Raw genomic sequence first — 17,738 nt, forward strand, 5'->3', positions numbered from 1 at the left:
GACGTCCGAGCCACCCCGAGCTGGGCGCGGTCAAATGTCCGAACGGCGCACGTTCAGTCGGCGGCTGGGGATGGTCTCGCCAGTGGGGCAGGGCGAACAGGCCGGTGAGAACGATGACTTCGGGATAGGCGGCAACTTCGATGTTCTCTGGTTCGTTGAGGGGTGCGAGGACGAGAAGATGGATCCAGATGGCACGGTCAAGGACTTGGAGGGTGTTGCCCATCTGGTGACTCAGCTGACGAGCGATCAGCGATGCGACTTCATCGATCTACTCGATTCGATGGCTGCAGAGGAGTCCGATCCATCGCGCCGCGAGTTCTTGGAGGGCTTCCCTGAAGGTTTTGGACTCATTGAGGATGACTCCTGACCTGGGATCTATTCATCACTCGGGAAGGACATGATGAAGCTTCTCCTCACCGACTCCGGTATCAAGAACGCGAGCATCCAGGACGCGTTGGTCGACCTCCTGGGTAAGCCGATCACCGAGTCCAACGCCCTCTGCATCCCCACCGCAGGGTACGGGGCCCCCGACGCCGATCCGGACGGGCCCTGGCGATTCATCAGCGGACGATCCCCCAGCCCCATGACCGAGCTGGGGTGGAAGTCGGTGGGCGTGCTGGAACTCACCGCGCTGCCCAGCATCGACACAGCACGCTGGGTCTCCTGGGTCCGGGAGGCCGACGTCCTGCTGGTCAATGGCGGCGACGCGCTGTACCTGTGCCACTGGATGCGGGAATCCGGGCTGGCTGGGCTCCTGCCGTCGCTGCCCGACACGGTCTACGTGGGACTCAGCGCCGGGAGCATGGTGATGACCCCCCGCATCGGGCAGGACTTCGTGGGCTGGAAGCCGCCCACCGGAGGCGACAGCACGCTGGGCCTGGTTGATTTTTCGATCTTCCCGCACCTGGATCATCCGGCTTGTCCGGAAAACACCATGGCCGCGGCAGAACGATGGGCGGCCCAGATCGCGGGTCCGGCGTACGCGACTGACGAGCAGACCGCCATCAAGGTGGCCGACGGCGCCATCGAAGTGGTCTCCGAGGGCCACTGGAAGTTGTTCAACCCGACCTCATGAAGCGTTCTTCCGGAGCGAGTTCGTGGTGCAGTGCTGGGGCGGCGATTCATGGAGTGAGGAGAACTCGCTTGCGGAGGAGTTCTCATCCCGCGCGGCCGAACATCTCCACCAACACACCCTCGACTGAGGAGAACAGCAGCTCATCCAGCTGCGGCAGCACTTCCTTCACGGCGAAGGACTGTCGACCACACCACCGCCCAGCCGGGCGATTTTCGGGCGAACTCAACCGACCTCACGCGAAGATCAATAGTCACCCTGCGTGCGTGACCACAAGAAGTGGCTCTGTCGCCGACCGCACCACTCCGCGCCCGCTGATCCCAGGCTGAACACGTAGACCCGCACACCACAGACCGCGGCGTGCCGATGTGTGAGAACTCCACCCTGACGATGACGAACCACCCGCCCGGTGCTACGTGATCGCGAACCGCCGAGTCTCAACAAGACACCAGCGCTCCCATGCGATCAGGAAGCCTTTTCCAACCTCGCACGGAGCAGGTTTGGAGAATGCTCATGGGGTTCCGGGACGGTCTCTGAGCGGAGTAGGCCGTAGACAAGCACATCGACGTACTCGCCGTGCTGGAAGGATCTACCGCGCATGACCCCTTCCCGACGGAACCCTAGGCGTTCGAGGGCCTTCTGCTCGCTGACGTTGCCGCCATTGGTGAGGGCTTCGATTCGGTTCGCAGTCGTGCGGTCCAACAGGTAGTCCACAAGCAGCTTCTGCGCCACCGTACCCACCCCTTGTCCACGATGCTCGGGTAGGACCCCCACGCCGATCTCGTAGGTGACACCCGACGGGAAACCGCGGGGCTTCCAAGTGGCGATGCCGATGACCGTATCGTCGGCCCGAACGACCGCAACCGCCGCGGATTCGGCGGAGATGTACCCGTCGGTCTCCCACCGCTTGCGGCGTGCCCTCGGATCACTGAATCCGGGCCACTCGAACTCGCCGAGCGCATCGGGATCCGTGCAGAGGCGATCGAGGAAGGCGAGGTCGCCCTCGGTGAACGCCCGTAAGTGGACTGTGTCCGCTTCATTCGCTGGAGTCATGAAAGCCAGTATCGCCCCAGAGCACCACCCGTCAGGCAATGAGCTTTCCCGAACTCCCGCGCCGGAGCGACCGCCTCGAAGGCCACTGCTGCCACGTCAGCCAGCGGCCTGCATCCCTCGGCACCCTCCTGCACTCGGGCCACCTCGAAACCGACCGCCCCGCCCCTGCCGCTCAGCGGCTCCCCCCATCGTCCACACCAGGATGATGTCTGCCGGGTTGAGACAAGCCGTCGTTGGCTGCGACGGGACACAACTCACCGAAGTGATCAACCTTCACTGAGACAGGTCATCTCGCTCGTCGACAAGGGGTTGTCAGGCGAACTGTTCCGATATATCGTTGACGCATCGCGACAGGTCAACGATGGAATGGAGTGATTGCGATGCGTTCCCATGGAGAGGAATACGGACCGGGGTTCGGCCCCGGTGAAGGACGTGGACGTGGACACGGCGGACCCGGACACCCCGGTCGGGGTGGCTTCGAGGGGCGGCGTTCCGCCTTCGGTCCCTTCGGGCCCGGTTTCGGTGGTCCCGGCTTCGGCCCGGGCCCCTGGGGCGGGCGCGGAGGCCGGGGCGGACCGCGTGGCAGGGCGCGGCGCGGCGATGTACGCGCGTCGATCCTGGCCCTGCTCAAGGACCGGCCGATGCACGGCTACGAGATGATCCAGGAGATCGCCGAGCGCAGTGGCGGGGCATGGAAGCCCAGCCCCGGCTCGGTGTACCCCACGCTTCAGCTTCTGGAGGACGAGGGCCTGATCAGCAGTGCGACCGAGGGTGGCAAGAAACTGTTCTCGCTCACCGACGCCGGTCGTGTCGCGGCCGACGAGGGCCCCGACGCGCCCTGGGAGGACGCCGGGCGTGGGGTCGACTGGGAGGCGCTGAGCGACATCCGGCAGGCCGGCTTCGGTCTGATGGAGGCGTTCGGGCAGGTCTGGAAGACCGGCAGCAAGGAGCAGCGCGAGAAGGCGCTGTCCGTCATCAACGACGCGCGCAAGAAGCTGTATCTGATCCTCGCCGACGAGGACTGATGGTCCGCCAATGGGGGGTACTTCGACTTCGAGGTACCCCCCTTTAGGGCAAGGCCGTGAAGTTACGGGTCCGGGGGCGTTGGCAAGTGCGCTCTGATCTGCGGCGACTCGGGACGCAGGAAGCGGAGCCCCGGTAGAACTGGCAGTCGACCAAGACAGCCGTTCACAGCACCGGAGGCTCCGCTGTCCGATCAGTGTGTCATCACGCGTGAAATCAAGGTAGCCAAGGGTCTGTTCGCCCCCGGGCACCTGGGGGAACTCACCCAGATCGTCCCGTTCGAGATGGTCGATGCGGCCCTCACCGAGACCGGTGCCGTCCAGCAACGACTGCGAAAGATCCCTGCCCGGGTGGTGGTCTACCTGTTGCTGGCCGCAGCCCTGTTCGAGGACTGTGGCTATCTGGCCGTCTGGCGCAAGTTCACCGCAGCCCTGGAGGCAATACCGGTCGCGAAGGTCACCGGCACGGCGCTCTGGGACGCCCGGACCCGTCTGGGTGTCCGCCCCATGCGGACCCTGTTCGACCTGCTGCGTGGGCCGGCCACGGCGATCCGCACAGCCGGTGCCCGCTTCAAGGGCCTGCTGACCGTCGCGATCGACGGCACCTGCCTCGATGTCCCCGACAGCCCGCTGCACCAGGCCCGCCTGGGCAAGAGCACCAACCAGTACGCGACCTCCGGCTACCCGCAGATCTGCCTGACCGCGCTGGTGGCCTGCGGCACCCGCGCCGTCCTGGACGCCGCCTTCGGCCCCCGGTCCAGCGGCGAGACCGTCTACGGCAAGCGACTCACGCGCTCCCTCCACGCCGGAATGATCGTCCTGCTGGACCGGGGCTTCTCCAGCAATACGTTCCTGGCCGCCGTCGCCGCCACCGAGGCCGCCTTCCTGGCCCGCGTCTCGGCCACCCGCAAGCCCCCGGTCCTGGCCTACTACGACGACGGCTCCTACCTCTCCCGCTTCGGCGCCCTGGAGATCCGCATCATCGAGTGCGAGATCACCATCACCACCAGCCAGGGCCGTCAGAGAGGGCTCTACCGACTGGCCACCAACCTCCTTGACTACCACCGATACCCGGCATCCGACCTGGTCAGCCTGTATCACGAGCGGTGGGAAGTGGAGTCCGCCCACTTCGCGATCAAGAAGTCGATGCTGGGCCGACGGGTCCTGCGCTCGAAGACCTGGGCCGGCATTGCCCAGGAGGTTTACGCCTTGCTGAGTGCCTACCAGGTCCTGCGGATCGCGATGGCCGACGCCACTGAGACCACACCCGGAGCGGACCCGGACCGGGCCAGTTTCAGCGTCGCACTCCGATCTGCCCGCGATCAGATCGTCCAGGCCGCAGGAATTATCGCCGACACCGTGATCGACCTCGTCGGAACGATCGGCCGTGCCGTCCTGGACCAGCTCATGCCCACCCGCCGCCTCCGCATCAGCCCCCGCGCAGTGAAACGACCCCTGTCCCGATACGCGTACAAGAGCCTCAAGGTCGACCGGCGCACCTACACAGCCACCCTCAGCATCAACATCTTGACGCCGACGACCAGTCCGTAACTTCACGGCCTTGCCCTTTAGCGTGTGACGTTGAGTGTGTGACGGTCCGTTCTCGGTCGGCTCTAGGCGACCAGTCCGCCCAGTTTGCGCAGGGACTCGTGCAGGGCCGCCGTCGCCGAGTCCTTCAGCTTGCCCGCCATCAGTGAGACGGCGGCACCCGTGAACTCGCCGTCGATACGGACGGTCGTGCCCTCGCCGTCGGGGGTCAGCGTGTAGCGCGTGGCGACGGTCACGGCCATCGGGCCCTTGCCCCGGATCGCGAGCGTGCGGGCGGCCTTCAGCTCCTCGATGGTCCAGTTGACCTCGGCGGGGAAACCCATCAGCTTCATGTTCTCCTCGAAGGTGCCGCCGACTTCGAGCGTCTCGGGCCCGCCCTTCGGGAAGCTGGTGTGGGTGGAGTTCCACTCGCCGTACGAGGAGAAGTCCGTGAGCTGCGCCCAGACCTTCTCGGCGGGCGCCTCTATCCGTGCTTCCGCGCTGACTTCGGCCATGCGACCACCCCTTCGTCTCGGGTGCTGCGCCGGGCGCAGCTGGCTACGGTGTCGCGGAACGTAGCCCCGGGGCCCTGAACATTCAATACTGATGAACTGTCAGGAATTGGAACCCGGTGGCGGGGATCAGTTGACCTGCCGTATCACCGCCGCGTCGAACAGGTCCCACGCGCGCGGGTACGGCCCTTCGTCGTGGCAGTGCCAGGCATCTCAGAACAGGTCGGCGAGCAGCGCGTCGTCGGGGGCGTAGACCCGGTATACGTACTGCCTGCCGTCGATAGCAGGCAGCGCCACCAGCCAGCACCTGCTCTCCATGTTCCGTTGGACGAGCGCCGGTGCGATGCGGTTGCGCGAGGGGCGCAGGGCAAGGCGGCGCGCGCCGATCGAGGGAAGCGGCTTGATGTCATCCGTAAGGAGGAGGGGTTGTGCGGCGGTGCCCACCCTGTGTCGGACGCGAAAATGCTCCCCCGCGAGGATGACTCGATCCGAAGGGGCTGATGGGGTAAGAGATGTGCAATCCCGTACTCCCCACCAGCGCGCAGCCGGGCATGACCCGCTCCGCGTGGACATCGAGGCCCGGCTCAGTGAGGAGCTGGCAGCGGTGGTCATCGGTGCGCGCAGACGGGCGCTGCGGGACGGGGACCGGCAGATCGACACGGCCCATCTGCTGCACACCCTCCTGGAGTCCGCCCCCGAGGTGCGCGCGCCCTTCGACAGTGACTCGCAGGTCGCCCGGCTGCTCGGCTACCTCGTCCAGCGCAGCATCGGCTACGGGCTCCGCTGGCAGAGCTCCGTCGAGGACTCCGGCGCCATACCGACCGTGACCGAGGACGGGTGGTCGCCGGTGGCGGTGGGCGCCCTGGAGGTCGCGTACGAGCGCGCCCTGCGACGGGGCGACGAACGCGCGGGCGCCGTCGACCTGCTCGCGGCGATCGTCGCCGAACCCGAGTCGCGGGCGGTGGAGGTGCTGGGCCGCGCCGGAGTCGACGTAGCGGCGCTGCTGGCGCGGATCGACGCCGCGGCGGGGCAGGGCATCGAGGCCTGAGTCGAGCCGGGTGCCGGGCGTCGTCGCCGGTCCACTCGTTGAGACAGGTGTCATTGGGGGTGACGCTCATGTCGTCGCCTGTCATCATGTGCCGGTGCATACGTCTGAGAGCAGTCAGGGCAACCGCGGGAGGGGCTTCGGGCTGGGCCTCGCGCTCGCGTCGGCGGTCGCCTTCGGCGGATCCGGCGTCGCGGCCAAGCCGTTGATCGAGGCGGGGCTCGATCCGCTGCACGTGGTGTGGCTGCGGGTCGCCGGCGCCGCACTGGTGATGCTGCCGCTGGCCGTGCGTCACCGGGGGCTGGTGCGCAGGCGGCCCGCGCTGCTCGCCGGGTTCGGGCTGCTCGCCGTGACTGGCATCCAGGCCTTCTACTTCGCCTCGATCTCACGCATCCCCGTCGGTGTCGCGCTGCTCGTCGAATACCTCGCGCCTGCGCTGGTCCTCGGCTGGGTGCGGTTCGTGCAGGGGCGGCCGGTGACCCGTGCCGCGGCCCTCGGCGTCGTCCTCGCCGTCGGCGGGCTCGCCTGTGTCGTCGAGGTGTGGTCGGGGCTCAGCTTCGACGTCCTCGGGCTGCTGCTCGCGCTCGGCGCCGCCTGCTGTCAGGTCGGCTACTTCGTCCTGTCCGACCAGGGCAGCGACGCGGGCGCGGGGGCCCCGGATCCGCTCGGCGTCATCGCGTACGGACTGCTGGTCGGCGCGCTCGTCCTGACGGTCGTGGCGCGGCCGTGGGGCATGGACTGGTCGGTGCTCGGTGGCACTGCGGAGATGGACGGCACCGCGGTCGCGGCCTATCTGCTGCTGAGCTGGATCGTGCTGATCGCGACCGTCATCGCCTACGTGACCGGCGTACAGGCTGTGCGCAGGCTCTCGCCGCAGGTGGCAGGCGTCGTGGCCTGTCTGGAAGCGGTCATCGCGACCGTGCTGGCCTGGGTCCTGCTCGGTGAGCACCTGTCGGCGCCGCAGATCATCGGCGGCGCGGTGGTCCTGTGCGGCGCCTTCATCGCGCAGTCGTCCGCGCCTGCCAAGGCCTCTCAGACGCCGGTGGTGGGCGGCACCGGCGACGCCGAAAGGGAGTTGTTGGCGCGGGGCAGCGGCGTCTAGGTCCTGTCGTCGCATTCCCGTCGTCCGCCCGAAAGTGTGGGCCGGGCGGCGTCCGGTGCGTGCCAAGCGTCGGCCGGCAGACGGGAATGTGACGACAGGACCTAGACTGCCGATCATGCATTCGGACGCACTCGTTCTTCCGCCTCCGGCCGCCTGAGGCGGGCCCTCCGGAATCCCCGCCCGGCCACCGGTCGGGCGGAACGGTGCTGCCCGCGGATGAAGTCCGAGGACCCTCCGCGCCGAGACGACCGACCTGGTCGCTGCGATTCACCACCCGCCTGACGAGGCTCGTACGCCCGATCTGGCCGGCGTGCTGCCCGCATGGCGCGGGGCGTGGTCCTTTCCCGAGCTTCTGCGGATCTGCGGAGAGAACACGTGTCGCATGCTGTTTCCGGCCTGCCCATTGGGCGAGGCCTCCTCTATCTGACCGTCGCCGGCGCCGCCTGGGGCACTGCGGGCGCGGTCGCCTCACTCGTCTACCGCGCCAGCGACATGGGCCCCGTCGCCCTGTCCTTCTGGCGCTGCGCGGGCGGCCTCGCCCTGCTGCTCGCCGTCCGGTCGCTGCGGCGCCGGCCACGCCCCACCGCACGACCGCTCCTTCGTACGCGGCTGCTGCGGACCGGAGCCACAGGCGTGGGGCTCGCGGTCTTCCAGACCGCGTACTTCGCCGCGGTCGAAGCCACCGGACTCGCCGTGGCCACCGTCGTCACCCTCGGCGCCGGTCCCGTGCTCATCGCGCTCGGCGCGCGGCTGACCATGAGGGAACGACTCGGGCGCGCCGGATACGCCGCCGTCGCCGGGGCGCTTGCCGGGCTCGCGGTGCTCGTGCTGGGCAGCGGTGGTGCGGCGGTCCGGCCGTGGGGTGTCGCGCTCGCGGTCGTGGCCGCTGCCGGGTACTCGGTGATGACGCTCCTGACCCGTTGGTGGGGGCGCGACGGTGGCACCGACGGGTCCTCCACCACCGTGGGGGCGTTCGCCGTCACGGCCCTGTGTCTGCTGCCGTTCGGGATCGCCGAGGGGCTGGTGCCGCACACCGACGAACCCGCCCGGGTCGTCGCGCTGGTGGTGTTCATCGCCGCGGTTCCGACAGCTCTCGCCTACGCCCTGTACTTCGCGGGCGCGGCCGTCGTCCGCTCCGCCACCGTCTCCGTGATCATGCTTCTCGAACCGGTGAGCGCGGCGGTCCTGGCCGTCGCTCTGCTCGGCGAGCGACTGACGGCGGCCACGGTCGCGGGCACGCTGTTGATGCTCGGGTCGGTCGCGGGGCTCGCGCTCGCGGAGGCACGGGGTGCGGGGACCCCGAGGAAGGCTCGCGTGGAGGATCAGGCTCTGCTCTGAGGGCCGCCGCCCGGCACCGGGGGGCTTGTTCGTCGGTACCGGCCGTGTGGGCCCCACCCCGTAGGGTCCACACGGCCGGTCACCTGTGAGGGAGCCGGCGGCGCCGGTCAACCGGACTGCCTCTTGTGGTCAGTTCGGGTGGCCATGCGGTTCTGGATTTCCTCCGGACGATAATTCGCGTGTCAGTTCACGCATCAGTTCGCGTATTGGTTCGTGTATCGGTTCGTGTGTCAGAGGGTCGCCAGGTAGTCGGGGATCTCTATTCCGGGGGCGAGGTCGGCCGCGGGGACCGGGATGTCGTATCCCTTGCGGAGCGGGAGGACTCCGGTCCAGTGGGGCAGGCCGAGGTCCTCGGGCTCGTCGTTCGGGCCGCCCGTGCGCAGCTTGGCGGAGACCTCGGCGAGGTCCAGGCGGAGCACGGCGGTGGCGGCCAGCTCCTTGGCGTTGGCGGGCCGGGAGTCGTACGAGCGGCCCGGCACCACGTGGTCGACCACGGCGTCCAGGGCCTCCCGCTTCTCGTCGAGGTCGGTCACCTTGTGCGCGATGCCGTGCACCACCACGGAGCGGTAGTTGATCGAGTGGTGGAAGGCCGAGCGGGCCAGCACCAGTCCGTCGACGTGCGTGACGGTGAGGCAGACCGGCAGGCCGGGGTCGGCCTGTCCAGCCATCCGCAGGGGGCGCGAACCCGTCGAGCCGTGCAGGTAGAGACGCTCGCCGACCCGCCCGTACAGCGTGGGCAGCACGACCGGCGCCCCGTCGCGCACGAAGCCCAGATGGCAGACGTACCCCTCGTCGAGGATCGAGTGCACCATCTCGTGGTCGTACGCGGCACGCTCCCTGGAGCGGGTGGGGACGGTGCGGTCGGTCGGGGTGTAGGTGGCGGGGTGCGGGGTGGCCGTCTCCGTCATGGTGTTCTCCAGGTCTCGCCTTGCGTGGAATATTGCACTAGTGCATACTCTGTTTTGTGCTAGGAGAGTATCGGATCGAAGGCAAGCGCGCAGCCGAGATTGCGGCCAGCGTCGAGCGGGCGGTGGGTTCGGGGGAGTTGCAGCCGGGCCAACTGCTGCCGCCGATGCGGGAGTTGGCGGGCGAGCTCGGGGTGAATCCCAATACCGTCGCGGCCGCCTATCGCACCCTGCGTGAACGCGGGGTCATCGAGACCGCGGGCCGGCGCGGCAGTCGCGTACGGTCCAAGCCGGTGACGACCGTTCGGGAGATCTCCCGCCTGGATGTGCCGCCAGGGGTGCGGAACCTGTCCGACGGCAATCCGGATACCGCCCTGCTGCCCTCGCTCGTCGAGGTGTTCGCGGTGGCCGCGGCGCACGCGGACCGGAAACCGGTGCTCTACGGAGAGGCCGCCGTGGAGCCGGAGTTGGCGCGGCTCGCGCGTGCGGAACTGGACGCGGACGGCGTGCCGGACGGGCCGCTCGTGGTCACCTCGGGGTCGCTCGACGCCATCGAACGGGTGCTGGCCGTCCACCTCAGGGCCGGTGACAGGGTCGCCGTCGAGGATCCGGGCTGGCGCAGTGTGCTCGATCTGATCCCGGCGCTCGGGTTGCGCGCCGTTCCGGTCGGCGTCGACGACGAGGGGCCGCTGCCCGACGACGTACGAGCCGCGCTGGAGGGCGGAGCGCGGGCCCTGATCGTCACGGACCGCGCGCAGAACCCGACCGGCGCCGCGGTGAGCGCCACGCGCGCGCGTGCCCTGCGTTCCGTGCTGGCCGAGTACCCGCAGACCCTGCTCGTCGAGGACGACCATGGGCATCGCATCGTCGACCTGCCCCTGCATCCGCTGGCCGGCGTGACCAGGCACTGGGCGTTCATGCGCTCGGTCGCCAAGGCGTACGGGCCCGATCTGCGACTTGCCGTGCTCACCGGCGACTCGGTCACCGTCGACCGTGTGCAGGGGCGGCAGCGGTTGGGGCCCGGGTGGGTGAGCCGGCTGTTGCAACGGGCCGTGGCGGGGCTGTGGGCCGGTGGGGCGGTGGACACGCGGGCCGTGGCGGCGGTGTACAGGCGGCGGCGGGACGCGTTGATCGACGCGCTCGCGGAGCGCGGCATCGAGGCGTACGGACGCAGCGGGATGAATGTGTGGGTGCCCGTGCCGGACGAGACCGGGGCCGTCGCGCGGCTCCTGCACGCGGGCTGGGCCGTCGCGCCGGGTGCCCGCTTCCGGATGAGCGCGCCACCAGGGCTGCGGATCACTGTCTCGACGCTCGCTCCGGACGAGGTCGAGGCGGTGGCGGACGCGGTCGCCGCGGCGGTCGGGGCGGCGCCCGCGCGGCGTTATGTCTGAGGCCGTCGTTCCGTCCGACCGGTGTGGACGTCGTCGTCCGGGACGCGGTGATGCGGTGAGGCGGTGGCCTGGTGGCCTGGCGAGGCGGTGGCGCGGTGACGCGGTGGCCTGGTGGCGCGGTCACGCCGTCCTGCGGTGGGCTCAGGTCTTGCGCCTGGACTGTGTGAGTGCCGCGCCCGCCAGCACGATGGCCGCGCCCACCGGTGTCGACCAGGTCAGCGACTCGCCGAGGATCGCGACGCCCGCGGCGGTGGCGATGACCGGGATGAAGTACGTGACCATCTGGGCCGTCGTCGGGCCGACCTCGGCGACCAGGCCGTACTGGACGAGGACGGCCAGGCCCGTGCCGAGGGCGCCCAGGGCGATGATCGCGAGCAGCGGTATGAGCGGGAACCGGTGCGGCAGTGAGGTGAACAGCGGGGTGACGACGGCCAGTTGGGCCGTCGCGAGCAGCAACTGGGCCCCGGTCAGCGAGAGGTTGGAGTGGCTGGAGCCGGCCAGTGTGCGGCGGATGTAGATCCAGCCGATCGGGTAACTGAGCGACGCCAGCAGGGCCATCGTGGTTCCCGCGGCGTCGAGGCCGTGGAAACCCTGCCAGGCGCCGAGCACGGTCAGTACGCCGAGGAAGCCGATCCCGAGGCCTGCGACCCGGCGGCGGGTGGGCCGGTCCTCGGAGAGGGCGACCAGGGACAGGGCCATGCCCCACAGGGGCGAGGTCGCGTTGCAGATCCCCGCCAGCGTGGACGGAATCGTCAGCTCCGAGTACGCGAACAGGGAGAACGGCAAGGCGTTGAGCAGCAGGGCCGCGACCGTCAGATGCCCCCAGGTGCGCGCTCCGCGCGGCAGCCGCTCCCGCTTCCACGCCATCGCGACGGCGAGCACCAGCGTCCCGAACAGCAGCCGCCCGAACGTCACTTGGAAGGGGGCGTAGCCCTCGGTGCCGACCTTGATGAGAAGGAAGCTGAACCCCCAGATCAGCGACAGGCCGCCGAAGCGCAGACGCCAGTCGAGGGCTCGGCTGCTGCGACGGGTACGACGGGTGCGACGGGGCCCGGTGGTGTGGGGCGAGGTCTGAGGGCTGACGGAAGGGGAAGGGGAGGAAGGGGTTCGGGGGTCCGTCGCGGCGTTCATGCCGTCCACGATGACGGACGTGATCTCGTAGCACAAGCGAGATTTTTTGCGTGGTACCTCGTAGTATTCCTTATATGTTGAACCTGGAGCGCCTGCGTACCCTCGACGCCCTGGCCCGGCACGGCTCGGTCAGCGGCGCGGCCGAGGGGCTGCATGTGACGACCTCGGCGGTGTCCCAGCAGATGTCCAAGCTGGAGCGGGAAGTGGGGCAGCGGCTGCTCGCCAAGAACGGGCGGGGGGTGCGGCTCACCGACGCGGGGCGGCTGCTCGCCGACCACGCCGCCCGCATCCTGTCCCAGGTCGAGCTCGCCCAGTCCGATCTGGAGGCGCAGCGCGGGCAGGTGGTCGGGGAGTTGAGGCTCTCCGCGTTCCCTACGGCGGCGCGCGGGCTGTTCCCCACGGCGCTTGCCGCGCTGCGGGCCGAGCATCCCGGGCTGCGGGTTCGCTCGCGTGAGCTGGAGCCGGAGATCGGGGTCGCCGGGGTTGCGCGCGGCGACCTCGATCTGGCGGTGGTCCTCGATTGGTACAACAAGCCGTTGCCCTTGCCGGAGGGCTTGGTCAAGGCCTCGCTTCTCGACGACCCGACGGATCTGGCGATGCCCGCGGGGCATCGTCTGGCCGATCGTTCCGAGGTGGACCTGGAGGACTTCGCCGACGACGAGTGGATCGCCTGGGACGAGGGGGAGTTCTGCCATGAGTGGCTGCTCTTCACGCTGCGCGGCAAGGGGATCGAGCCGGTCATCGCCCATCGGGCCGAGGAGCACCACACGCAACTCGCGCTCGTCGCGGCCGGGCTCGGCGTGTGCGTGGCGCCCCGGCTCGGGCGTGATCCTGTTCCGGCCGGTGTGCGTACGGTTCCGGTGCGGCCCGGTGTGACGAGGCACGTGTACGCGGTGTGGCGGGTGGACGCGGATCGCCGGCCGGCGATCCGGGCGGTGGTGGATGCGTTGCGCTCCGCTGCGGTGGGGGTGTCCTAGGCGCGGTTATTTGGGCGCGGTTATTCGGGTGCGGGTTGTGTGTGGCTGGTCGCTCCCACGCGGCAGAGCCGCAATCGATACAGCCCCGCGCTCCTTGTGGGGCGCCTGGCCATGGGGTGCGCCGACACAGGAACCCCGCGTCGTGCCACGCCATGCACCACGCCGCGACATCGCGACGCCGCACCCCCCACTACCCCGAAGCGGCACCCCACGTCACAGTGCCGCGAGCTTGCGGAAGTCCCATGAAGCTGTTGCTTCCGGTGTCAGGCGTATCCATGCGTGGCGGCCGTCGTGCGGCATTTCGGTGAGGCCGAAGTTCTTGCGGGCGAACAACCGCTCCACAGCGTCGAGTTCGGGGAACGGCTCGCCCGTGCGCGGAGCCTCGCCGACGAACTCGACGGCGCCTGACAGCTCGACGCCCCGCAACTCGCCGTACTCCTCACCCGTGTCGACGACCACGGCGACACGGGGGTCGCGTCGCAGGTCGGCCCAGCGCTTGCTGCGTGTGATCGAGTACAGCCAGAGGGACTTGCCGTCCCAGGCGAACCAGAGCGTGCTGACGTGCGGGGCGCCGTCGGCAGACACGGTCGCGACCCGGCACGTGCGCTGGGTGGTCAGGAACTCGTCCAGCTCGTCGGGAGTCATCATGATCCTTCGGCCCCGGCGCTGAGTGACCGCCATACGGTTCCCTCATCCCTGAATCTCTGACGTAGCGTCAGATAAGCATGGGCCGTCTTCCGTCCGGGCGCAATGGTGGTTACGCTCGCCCGCCATCGCAGACCAAGTCCGCCGGGTCACGCCGGGTCCGGGGACCGCCCGCCACAGGGGGAGCCATGCCGTCGTACGAAGCGCTCAGCGAACTCCTCGACCCCGCGACCACGGTCCTGCTCACCGTCGAGTGCCAGCAGGGCGTCGTCGGCCCGGACAGTGCGCTGCCGGAATTGGCCAAGGAGGCCCGCGCCTCGGGCGTGCTCGCCCACGTCGCCCGTCTCGTCGCGGCGGCCCACGAGAGCGGCGTACAGGTCATGCACGCGATCGCCGAACGCCGCCCCGACGGCCGGGGTGCCAACCACAACGCCCGGCTGTTCCGCGCGGCCGAACGTCTGCCGGTGCGGCAGTTGTCGGGGTCCACCGCGGTACGAGTCGCACCGCCCATCGAGGTCGCCGAGGAGGACTTCGTCGTGCGCCGACTGCACGGTCTGTCGCCCCTCGCCGGTACCGACGTCGACGCGCTGTTGCGCAACCTCGGCTGCCGCACGCTGATCGTGACCGGCGTCTCCGCCAATGTGGCCGTACCCAACACCGTGTTCGACGCCGTGAACCGCGGATACACCGTCGTCGTCCCCAGGGACGCCATCGCGGGGGTGCCTTCCGACTACACCCCCGCGATGATCCGCAACACGCTCGCCCTGGTGGCCACCATCGCCACCACGGACGAGGTGCTGGCCTGTCTCAAGCGACCCCGGCGGGTCAGCCGAGCGTGATCGAGTCCCCGCTCACGGTGATCTTGGCGGCGGTCAGCGCGCTGGTCGCGGGCCCCTTCTTGACACTTCCGTCCGCGACGCTGAACTGGCTGCCGTGGGCGGGGCACGTGATGACGCCGCCGTCGACGCTGTTCACTTGCTGCTTCTGGTGCGGGCACACCGTCGAGTAGGCCTTGAACTCACCGGCCGTCGGCTGCGTCACGACCACGCCCTGGTCGGTGAACACCTTGCCGCCGCCCTCCGGGATGTCGGTGGTCTTGGCCAGCGCCGCTCCGGCGCCGGCGCCGGAGCCCGACGACTGGGAAGCGTCGGAGGAGCCGGACGAGCTGTCGTCCGAGCCCCCGCAGGCGGTCAGCGTGGCGGCGATACCCGCCCCGCCTAGCGCCGCCAGGAGGGTGCGACGACAGAGTGTCGGCGCAGGCTGAAGCGATTCGCTGGACATAGTGGCGGTCCCTTCCACAGATGTGCAGTGTGCAGATATGCGTTTGTAAAGTTGTGTGTTGAGCCAACATGCGTGGTGACCCAGCAGGAGGTACGGGTTGCTCACCCGTGCAGTTCAGGCGATTCAGGAATCGAGCGACTTCTTGATGAAATCGAGATCCAGCCTGAGCAAGGTGTCTATCACGCCCTCCTGCGTCACCAGGTGGGTCGCGCCCGGCAGCGGGAGCACGGTGTGCGGTCGGCCCGCCGCGAGCAGCGCCGCCGAGAACCTCAGCATGTGTGCGGGTGCCACATTGTCGTCGGCCATCCCATGGATGAGCATCACCGGTCGTGTGAGCTTGTGCGCGTGCGCCACCAGGGAACAGCGTTCGTAGTTCTCCGGCTGGATGTCCGGGTGCCCCATGAACCGCTCTTTCCAGTGCGTGTCGTACAGCCGCAGATCGGTCGGGGCCGCGCCCGCGACGGCCGCGTGGAACACATCGGGCCGGTGCAGTACGGCCCCCGCCGCGAGATAGCCGCCGAACGACCAGCCCCGGATGGCCACGCGTCCCGTGTCCAGCTCGGGGAAGAGCTCCGCGGCGGCGCGTACGGCGTCCGCCTGGTCCTCGATCACGGGCGTCAGCTGGTCGCCGTGAATGGCCGTCTCCCATGCCCGGTCGCGCCCCGGCGTGCCCCGTCCGTCGACGCACAGCACCGCGAAGCCCTGGTCGGCGAACCACTGGTTCACGGCGTGGTGCCAGGCGGCGGCCTTCACGACCTTCTGCGCGCCGGGGCCCGAGTACGAGTGCACGATCACGGGGAGGCGGCCCGCCCCCGGCTCGTACGACGTCGACCCGTTCGACGTCGACCCGTTCGACGTCGACCCGTTCGACGTCGATCCGTTCGACGTCGGTGCGTACGACGTCGGCAGGTACAGCGCCGCGCGCAGCTCCCGCTCGCCGAGCGTCAGGAAGCGGGGGCGCGGTTCGGTCACGGGCCGCTCGGCCAGTACCCGGATCCGCCCGGCCGGTTCGCCGTCCCGCAGTACCGTCACCGTCTGTCCGTCGAGGGTGGTGCTGTCCAGGACGACGGTGTCGCCCCCGATGGCGCCGCTGTGCACCCCCGGCTCGTCGGTCAGCCGCGCGAACCCGCTCGCCGGGTCGTACGACCAGACGTGCACCTCCGTCGGCTCCTCGCACGCCATGAAGAAGAGCCGGTCGCCCACCACACCGAGCAGTTCGTGGACGTACAGACTCTCCGGAGTGCGCACCCCCGTCCCGGTCAACAGCAGTCCGCGCGTTCCCTCCTGCGTGGTGAGGACGAGGCCGGCGGTGGCGGTGGAGGCCGGCGTTCCGGGTACGAACTCCAGCCAGGAGGCGTCCCGGAGATGGTGGAGCGTCGTGGTCGCACCCGTCGAGGGGCCGATCCGGAGCAGATACGCCGAGCGCTGGTCCCTGGTCTGCACGATGGCGGAGGGCCCGGAGCCGTCCCAGGCCGCGTGCACGACGTACTCGAAGGCGGGATCGGTCCACTCGCCTGCCGGATGCGACTCGGAAGCCTCCTTGGGGAGCCGTGCCTCCACGCGCTCGCCGTCGAGACCCACCACGTGCAGCGACAACTCGGCGTTGGCCGTGCCCGCCGCCGGATACCGGATCGCACGCGGTGGACGCGAGGGCTCGGCGGGATCGCCGATGTACCACTGCTGGACCGGTGAGTTGTCGACGCGTACCACCAGCAGCGCGTCCCCCTCCGGCGACCACCAGAACGACCGCGTACGGTTCAGGGACTCGGCCGAGACGTGGTCGGAGAGCCCGTACGTCACGTCCGGGCCCTCCGGCCTGGCCAGCGCGCGGTCGGCCGTGCCGTCGATGCGTATGACGTGGAGGGCGCCGTCACTGACGTACGCGATGCGGGAGCCGTCGGGGCTCGGGTGCGGGGCGACCACCGGGCCCGGAGTGGGGATCCGGCGCGGGACGCCCTCGTCCGTGCGTACGGTCCACAGGGCGCCCGAGAGGGCGAACACGATCAGGCGGACGGCCGCGTCGGTGGCGTACGAGACGATGCCCGCGCTCGTTTCGCGGGCCCGCTCGCGGCGGATCCGCTCGGCCTCCGGGACCTCTCCGTCGTCGCCGAGCGTGAACGGGTCGGCGAGCAGCCGCTCCTCGCCGTTCTCGTACAGCCACAGCAGGCTGGTTGTGGAGCGGCCGCTCGTGGTGCGCAGGAAGAGGACGCGGTCGCCGTCCGGCGAAACGGTGAAGGCGCGCGGCACGCCGAGGGAGAAGCGTTTCGTCCGGGCGTACTGGAGGGGCAAATCTTCGGCGGTCACAGGTGATTCCTTTGTGTGAGTGGACGGGGAACGCCTCAGTGACCTGGGGCGATACTCAAGAAGTCAGCACGACCCGCTACATCACGCCGCTGCGTGAGGGCGGCTCGCTGCCGGGGCTTGCCGGGGCTTGCCGAGGCCGGCGAACTCGGCATGTACGTCGTGAATTTGTCCACGTAGTGGCGTGAACCCGCGCACATGATCCTTCGGGTGTTTCGCGGCCATGCATCGCTGCATCGCTGATGCAACCGGACGTCGCAGAAAGGTCCCAGAGCACGCCCAATGCTCGCAGCCACCCAATTCGGCCCATTACAGAGCGCGGGGGCGCGGCGGCGACGGTGTTGTGCAGGTGGAGGTCACCGAGGTCTGTGGATTCTACCTTCGACACGGTCGTCATCCGGACGATCCGGTGTTTTCGGAGGGCGGTGCACGGGCG

Annotated in this window: 17 protein-coding genes and 1 pseudogene; 10 read left to right on the forward strand and 8 right to left on the reverse strand. The window is 69.4% G+C overall.

Going from position 1 to position 17,738, the window contains the following annotated elements; translation table 11 throughout:
* The first annotated feature begins 82 nt into the window (after positions 1–82).
* Positions 83–367, forward strand: a complete 285-nt coding sequence (locus OHA11_RS40240) for a hypothetical protein (RefSeq protein WP_266505044.1) — start codon at positions 83–85, stop codon at positions 365–367.
* Between the two features lie 33 nt (positions 368–400).
* Positions 401–1,075 (forward strand): Type 1 glutamine amidotransferase-like domain-containing protein, encoded by a 675-nt coding sequence (locus OHA11_RS40245; RefSeq protein WP_266507790.1) that lies wholly within the window; start codon positions 401–403, stop codon positions 1,073–1,075.
* Between the two features lie 462 nt (positions 1,076–1,537).
* Here OHA11_RS40245 and OHA11_RS40250 read toward each other — a convergent pair whose 3' ends face one another.
* On the reverse strand, positions 1,538–2,125 hold the full coding sequence (locus tag OHA11_RS40250; protein ID WP_266505046.1) for a GNAT family N-acetyltransferase: 588 nt from the start codon (positions 2,123–2,125) through the stop codon (positions 1,538–1,540).
* Positions 2,126–2,505: 380 nt separating this feature from the next.
* Between OHA11_RS40250 and OHA11_RS40255 the strand changes: the two genes are divergently transcribed.
* Together OHA11_RS40255 and OHA11_RS40260 are read left to right on the forward strand one after the other, a co-directional pair.
* Positions 2,506–3,150, forward strand: coding sequence for a PadR family transcriptional regulator (locus OHA11_RS40255; protein ID WP_266505048.1), 645 nt, complete (start codon positions 2,506–2,508; stop codon positions 3,148–3,150).
* A 249-nt stretch (positions 3,151–3,399) separates the two neighbouring features.
* The gene (locus tag OHA11_RS40260) at positions 3,400–4,698 is read left to right on the forward strand and encodes an IS4 family transposase (RefSeq protein WP_266507791.1); all 1,299 of its coding nucleotides are present in this window, start codon (positions 3,400–3,402) and stop codon (positions 4,696–4,698) included.
* Between the two features lie 62 nt (positions 4,699–4,760).
* On the opposite strand, the gene OHA11_RS40265 is transcribed toward OHA11_RS40260, so the two are convergent.
* Both OHA11_RS40265 and OHA11_RS40270 read right to left on the reverse strand, forming a co-directional pair.
* Positions 4,761–5,189 carry an SRPBCC family protein gene (locus OHA11_RS40265; protein WP_266505051.1) on the reverse strand — a complete coding sequence of 143 codons (429 nt, stop codon included), beginning with the start codon at positions 5,187–5,189 and terminating at the stop codon, positions 4,761–4,763.
* A gap of 126 nt (positions 5,190–5,315) precedes the next feature.
* Positions 5,316–5,504: pseudogene (locus OHA11_RS40270) on the reverse strand (hypothetical protein).
* A gap of 196 nt (positions 5,505–5,700) precedes the next feature.
* Here OHA11_RS40270 and OHA11_RS40275 point away from each other — a divergent pair.
* The 3 genes from OHA11_RS40275 to OHA11_RS40285 all read left to right on the forward strand — a co-directional run bounded on the left by OHA11_RS40275 (position 5,701) and on the right by OHA11_RS40285 (position 8,671).
* A complete protein-coding gene (locus OHA11_RS40275) occupies positions 5,701–6,234 on the forward strand; it encodes a Clp protease N-terminal domain-containing protein (protein WP_266505054.1) in 534 nt (177 codons plus the stop codon).
* 88 nt (positions 6,235–6,322) lie between these two features.
* Positions 6,323–7,333, forward strand: coding sequence for a DMT family transporter (locus OHA11_RS40280; RefSeq protein WP_266505055.1), 1,011 nt, complete (start codon positions 6,323–6,325; stop codon positions 7,331–7,333).
* A 375-nt stretch (positions 7,334–7,708) separates the two neighbouring features.
* Positions 7,709–8,671: a DMT family transporter gene (locus OHA11_RS40285; protein WP_266505057.1), complete on the forward strand. Its 963-nt coding sequence runs from the start codon at positions 7,709–7,711 to the stop codon at positions 8,669–8,671.
* A gap of 230 nt (positions 8,672–8,901) precedes the next feature.
* Here OHA11_RS40285 and OHA11_RS40290 read toward each other — a convergent pair whose 3' ends face one another.
* The gene (locus tag OHA11_RS40290) at positions 8,902–9,579 is read right to left on the reverse strand and encodes a pyridoxamine 5'-phosphate oxidase family protein (RefSeq protein ID WP_266505059.1); all 678 of its coding nucleotides are present in this window, start codon (positions 9,577–9,579) and stop codon (positions 8,902–8,904) included.
* Between the two features lie 56 nt (positions 9,580–9,635).
* Between OHA11_RS40290 and OHA11_RS40295 the strand changes: the two genes are divergently transcribed.
* The gene (locus OHA11_RS40295; RefSeq protein WP_266505061.1) at positions 9,636–10,967 is read left to right on the forward strand and encodes an aminotransferase class I/II-fold pyridoxal phosphate-dependent enzyme; all 1,332 of its coding nucleotides are present in this window, start codon (positions 9,636–9,638) and stop codon (positions 10,965–10,967) included.
* 141 nt (positions 10,968–11,108) lie between these two features.
* Here the strand turns inward: OHA11_RS40295 and OHA11_RS40300 are convergent, their stop codons facing one another.
* Entirely contained in the window at positions 11,109–12,134 is a 1,026-nt protein-coding gene (locus tag OHA11_RS40300; protein ID WP_266505064.1) for a DMT family transporter, read from the reverse strand.
* Positions 12,135–12,172: 38 nt separating this feature from the next.
* Here OHA11_RS40300 and OHA11_RS40305 point away from each other — a divergent pair, with 38 nt between their 5' ends.
* Positions 12,173–13,075, forward strand: coding sequence for a LysR family transcriptional regulator (locus tag OHA11_RS40305; protein ID WP_266505067.1), 903 nt, complete (start codon positions 12,173–12,175; stop codon positions 13,073–13,075).
* A gap of 213 nt (positions 13,076–13,288) precedes the next feature.
* Here OHA11_RS40305 and OHA11_RS40310 read toward each other — a convergent pair whose 3' ends face one another.
* On the reverse strand, positions 13,289–13,756 hold the full coding sequence (locus OHA11_RS40310) for a pyridoxamine 5'-phosphate oxidase family protein (RefSeq protein WP_266505070.1): 468 nt from the start codon (positions 13,754–13,756) through the stop codon (positions 13,289–13,291).
* Positions 13,757–13,908: 152 nt separating this feature from the next.
* Between OHA11_RS40310 and OHA11_RS40315 the strand changes: the two genes are divergently transcribed.
* A complete protein-coding gene (locus OHA11_RS40315) occupies positions 13,909–14,559 on the forward strand; it encodes a cysteine hydrolase (RefSeq protein WP_266505073.1) in 651 nt (216 codons plus the stop codon).
* On the opposite strand, the gene OHA11_RS40320 is transcribed toward OHA11_RS40315, so the two are convergent.
* Both OHA11_RS40320 and OHA11_RS40325 read right to left on the reverse strand, forming a co-directional pair.
* Positions 14,546–15,001, reverse strand: a complete 456-nt coding sequence (locus tag OHA11_RS40320; RefSeq protein WP_266505075.1) for a Rieske (2Fe-2S) protein — start codon at positions 14,999–15,001, stop codon at positions 14,546–14,548. The two genes, OHA11_RS40315 and OHA11_RS40320, sit on opposite strands and share 14 nt — an antisense overlap.
* 123 nt (positions 15,002–15,124) lie before the next feature.
* On the reverse strand, positions 15,125–17,305 hold the full coding sequence (locus tag OHA11_RS40325) for a prolyl oligopeptidase family serine peptidase (RefSeq protein ID WP_266505078.1): 2,181 nt from the start codon (positions 17,303–17,305) through the stop codon (positions 15,125–15,127).
* Between the last annotated feature and the right edge of the window lie 433 nt (positions 17,306–17,738).

Source organism: Streptomyces sp. NBC_00878 (assembly GCF_026341515.1).
GTDB lineage: Bacteria > Actinomycetota > Actinomycetes > Streptomycetales > Streptomycetaceae > Streptomyces.

Bases quoted from the DNA above. Each gene is read 5' to 3' on its own strand.
- OHA11_RS40245 (WP_266507790.1), top strand. From the start codon at position 401: ATGAAGCTTCTCCTCACCGACTCCGGTATCAAGAACGCGAGCATCCAG.
- OHA11_RS40250 (WP_266505046.1), bottom strand. From the start codon at position 2,125: ATGACTCCAGCGAATGAAGCGGACACAGTCCACTTACGGGCGTTCACC.
- OHA11_RS40255 (WP_266505048.1), top strand. From the start codon at position 2,506: ATGCGTTCCCATGGAGAGGAATACGGACCGGGGTTCGGCCCCGGTGAA.
- OHA11_RS40265 (WP_266505051.1), bottom strand. From the start codon at position 5,189: ATGGCCGAAGTCAGCGCGGAAGCACGGATAGAGGCGCCCGCCGAGAAG.
- OHA11_RS40290 (WP_266505059.1), bottom strand. From the start codon at position 9,579: ATGACGGAGACGGCCACCCCGCACCCCGCCACCTACACCCCGACCGAC.
- OHA11_RS40305 (WP_266505067.1), top strand. From the start codon at position 12,173: ATGTTGAACCTGGAGCGCCTGCGTACCCTCGACGCCCTGGCCCGGCAC.
- OHA11_RS40310 (WP_266505070.1), bottom strand. From the start codon at position 13,756: ATGGCGGTCACTCAGCGCCGGGGCCGAAGGATCATGATGACTCCCGAC.
- OHA11_RS40315 (WP_266505073.1), top strand. From the start codon at position 13,909: ATGCCGTCGTACGAAGCGCTCAGCGAACTCCTCGACCCCGCGACCACG.
- OHA11_RS40320 (WP_266505075.1), bottom strand. From the start codon at position 15,001: ATGTCCAGCGAATCGCTTCAGCCTGCGCCGACACTCTGTCGTCGCACC.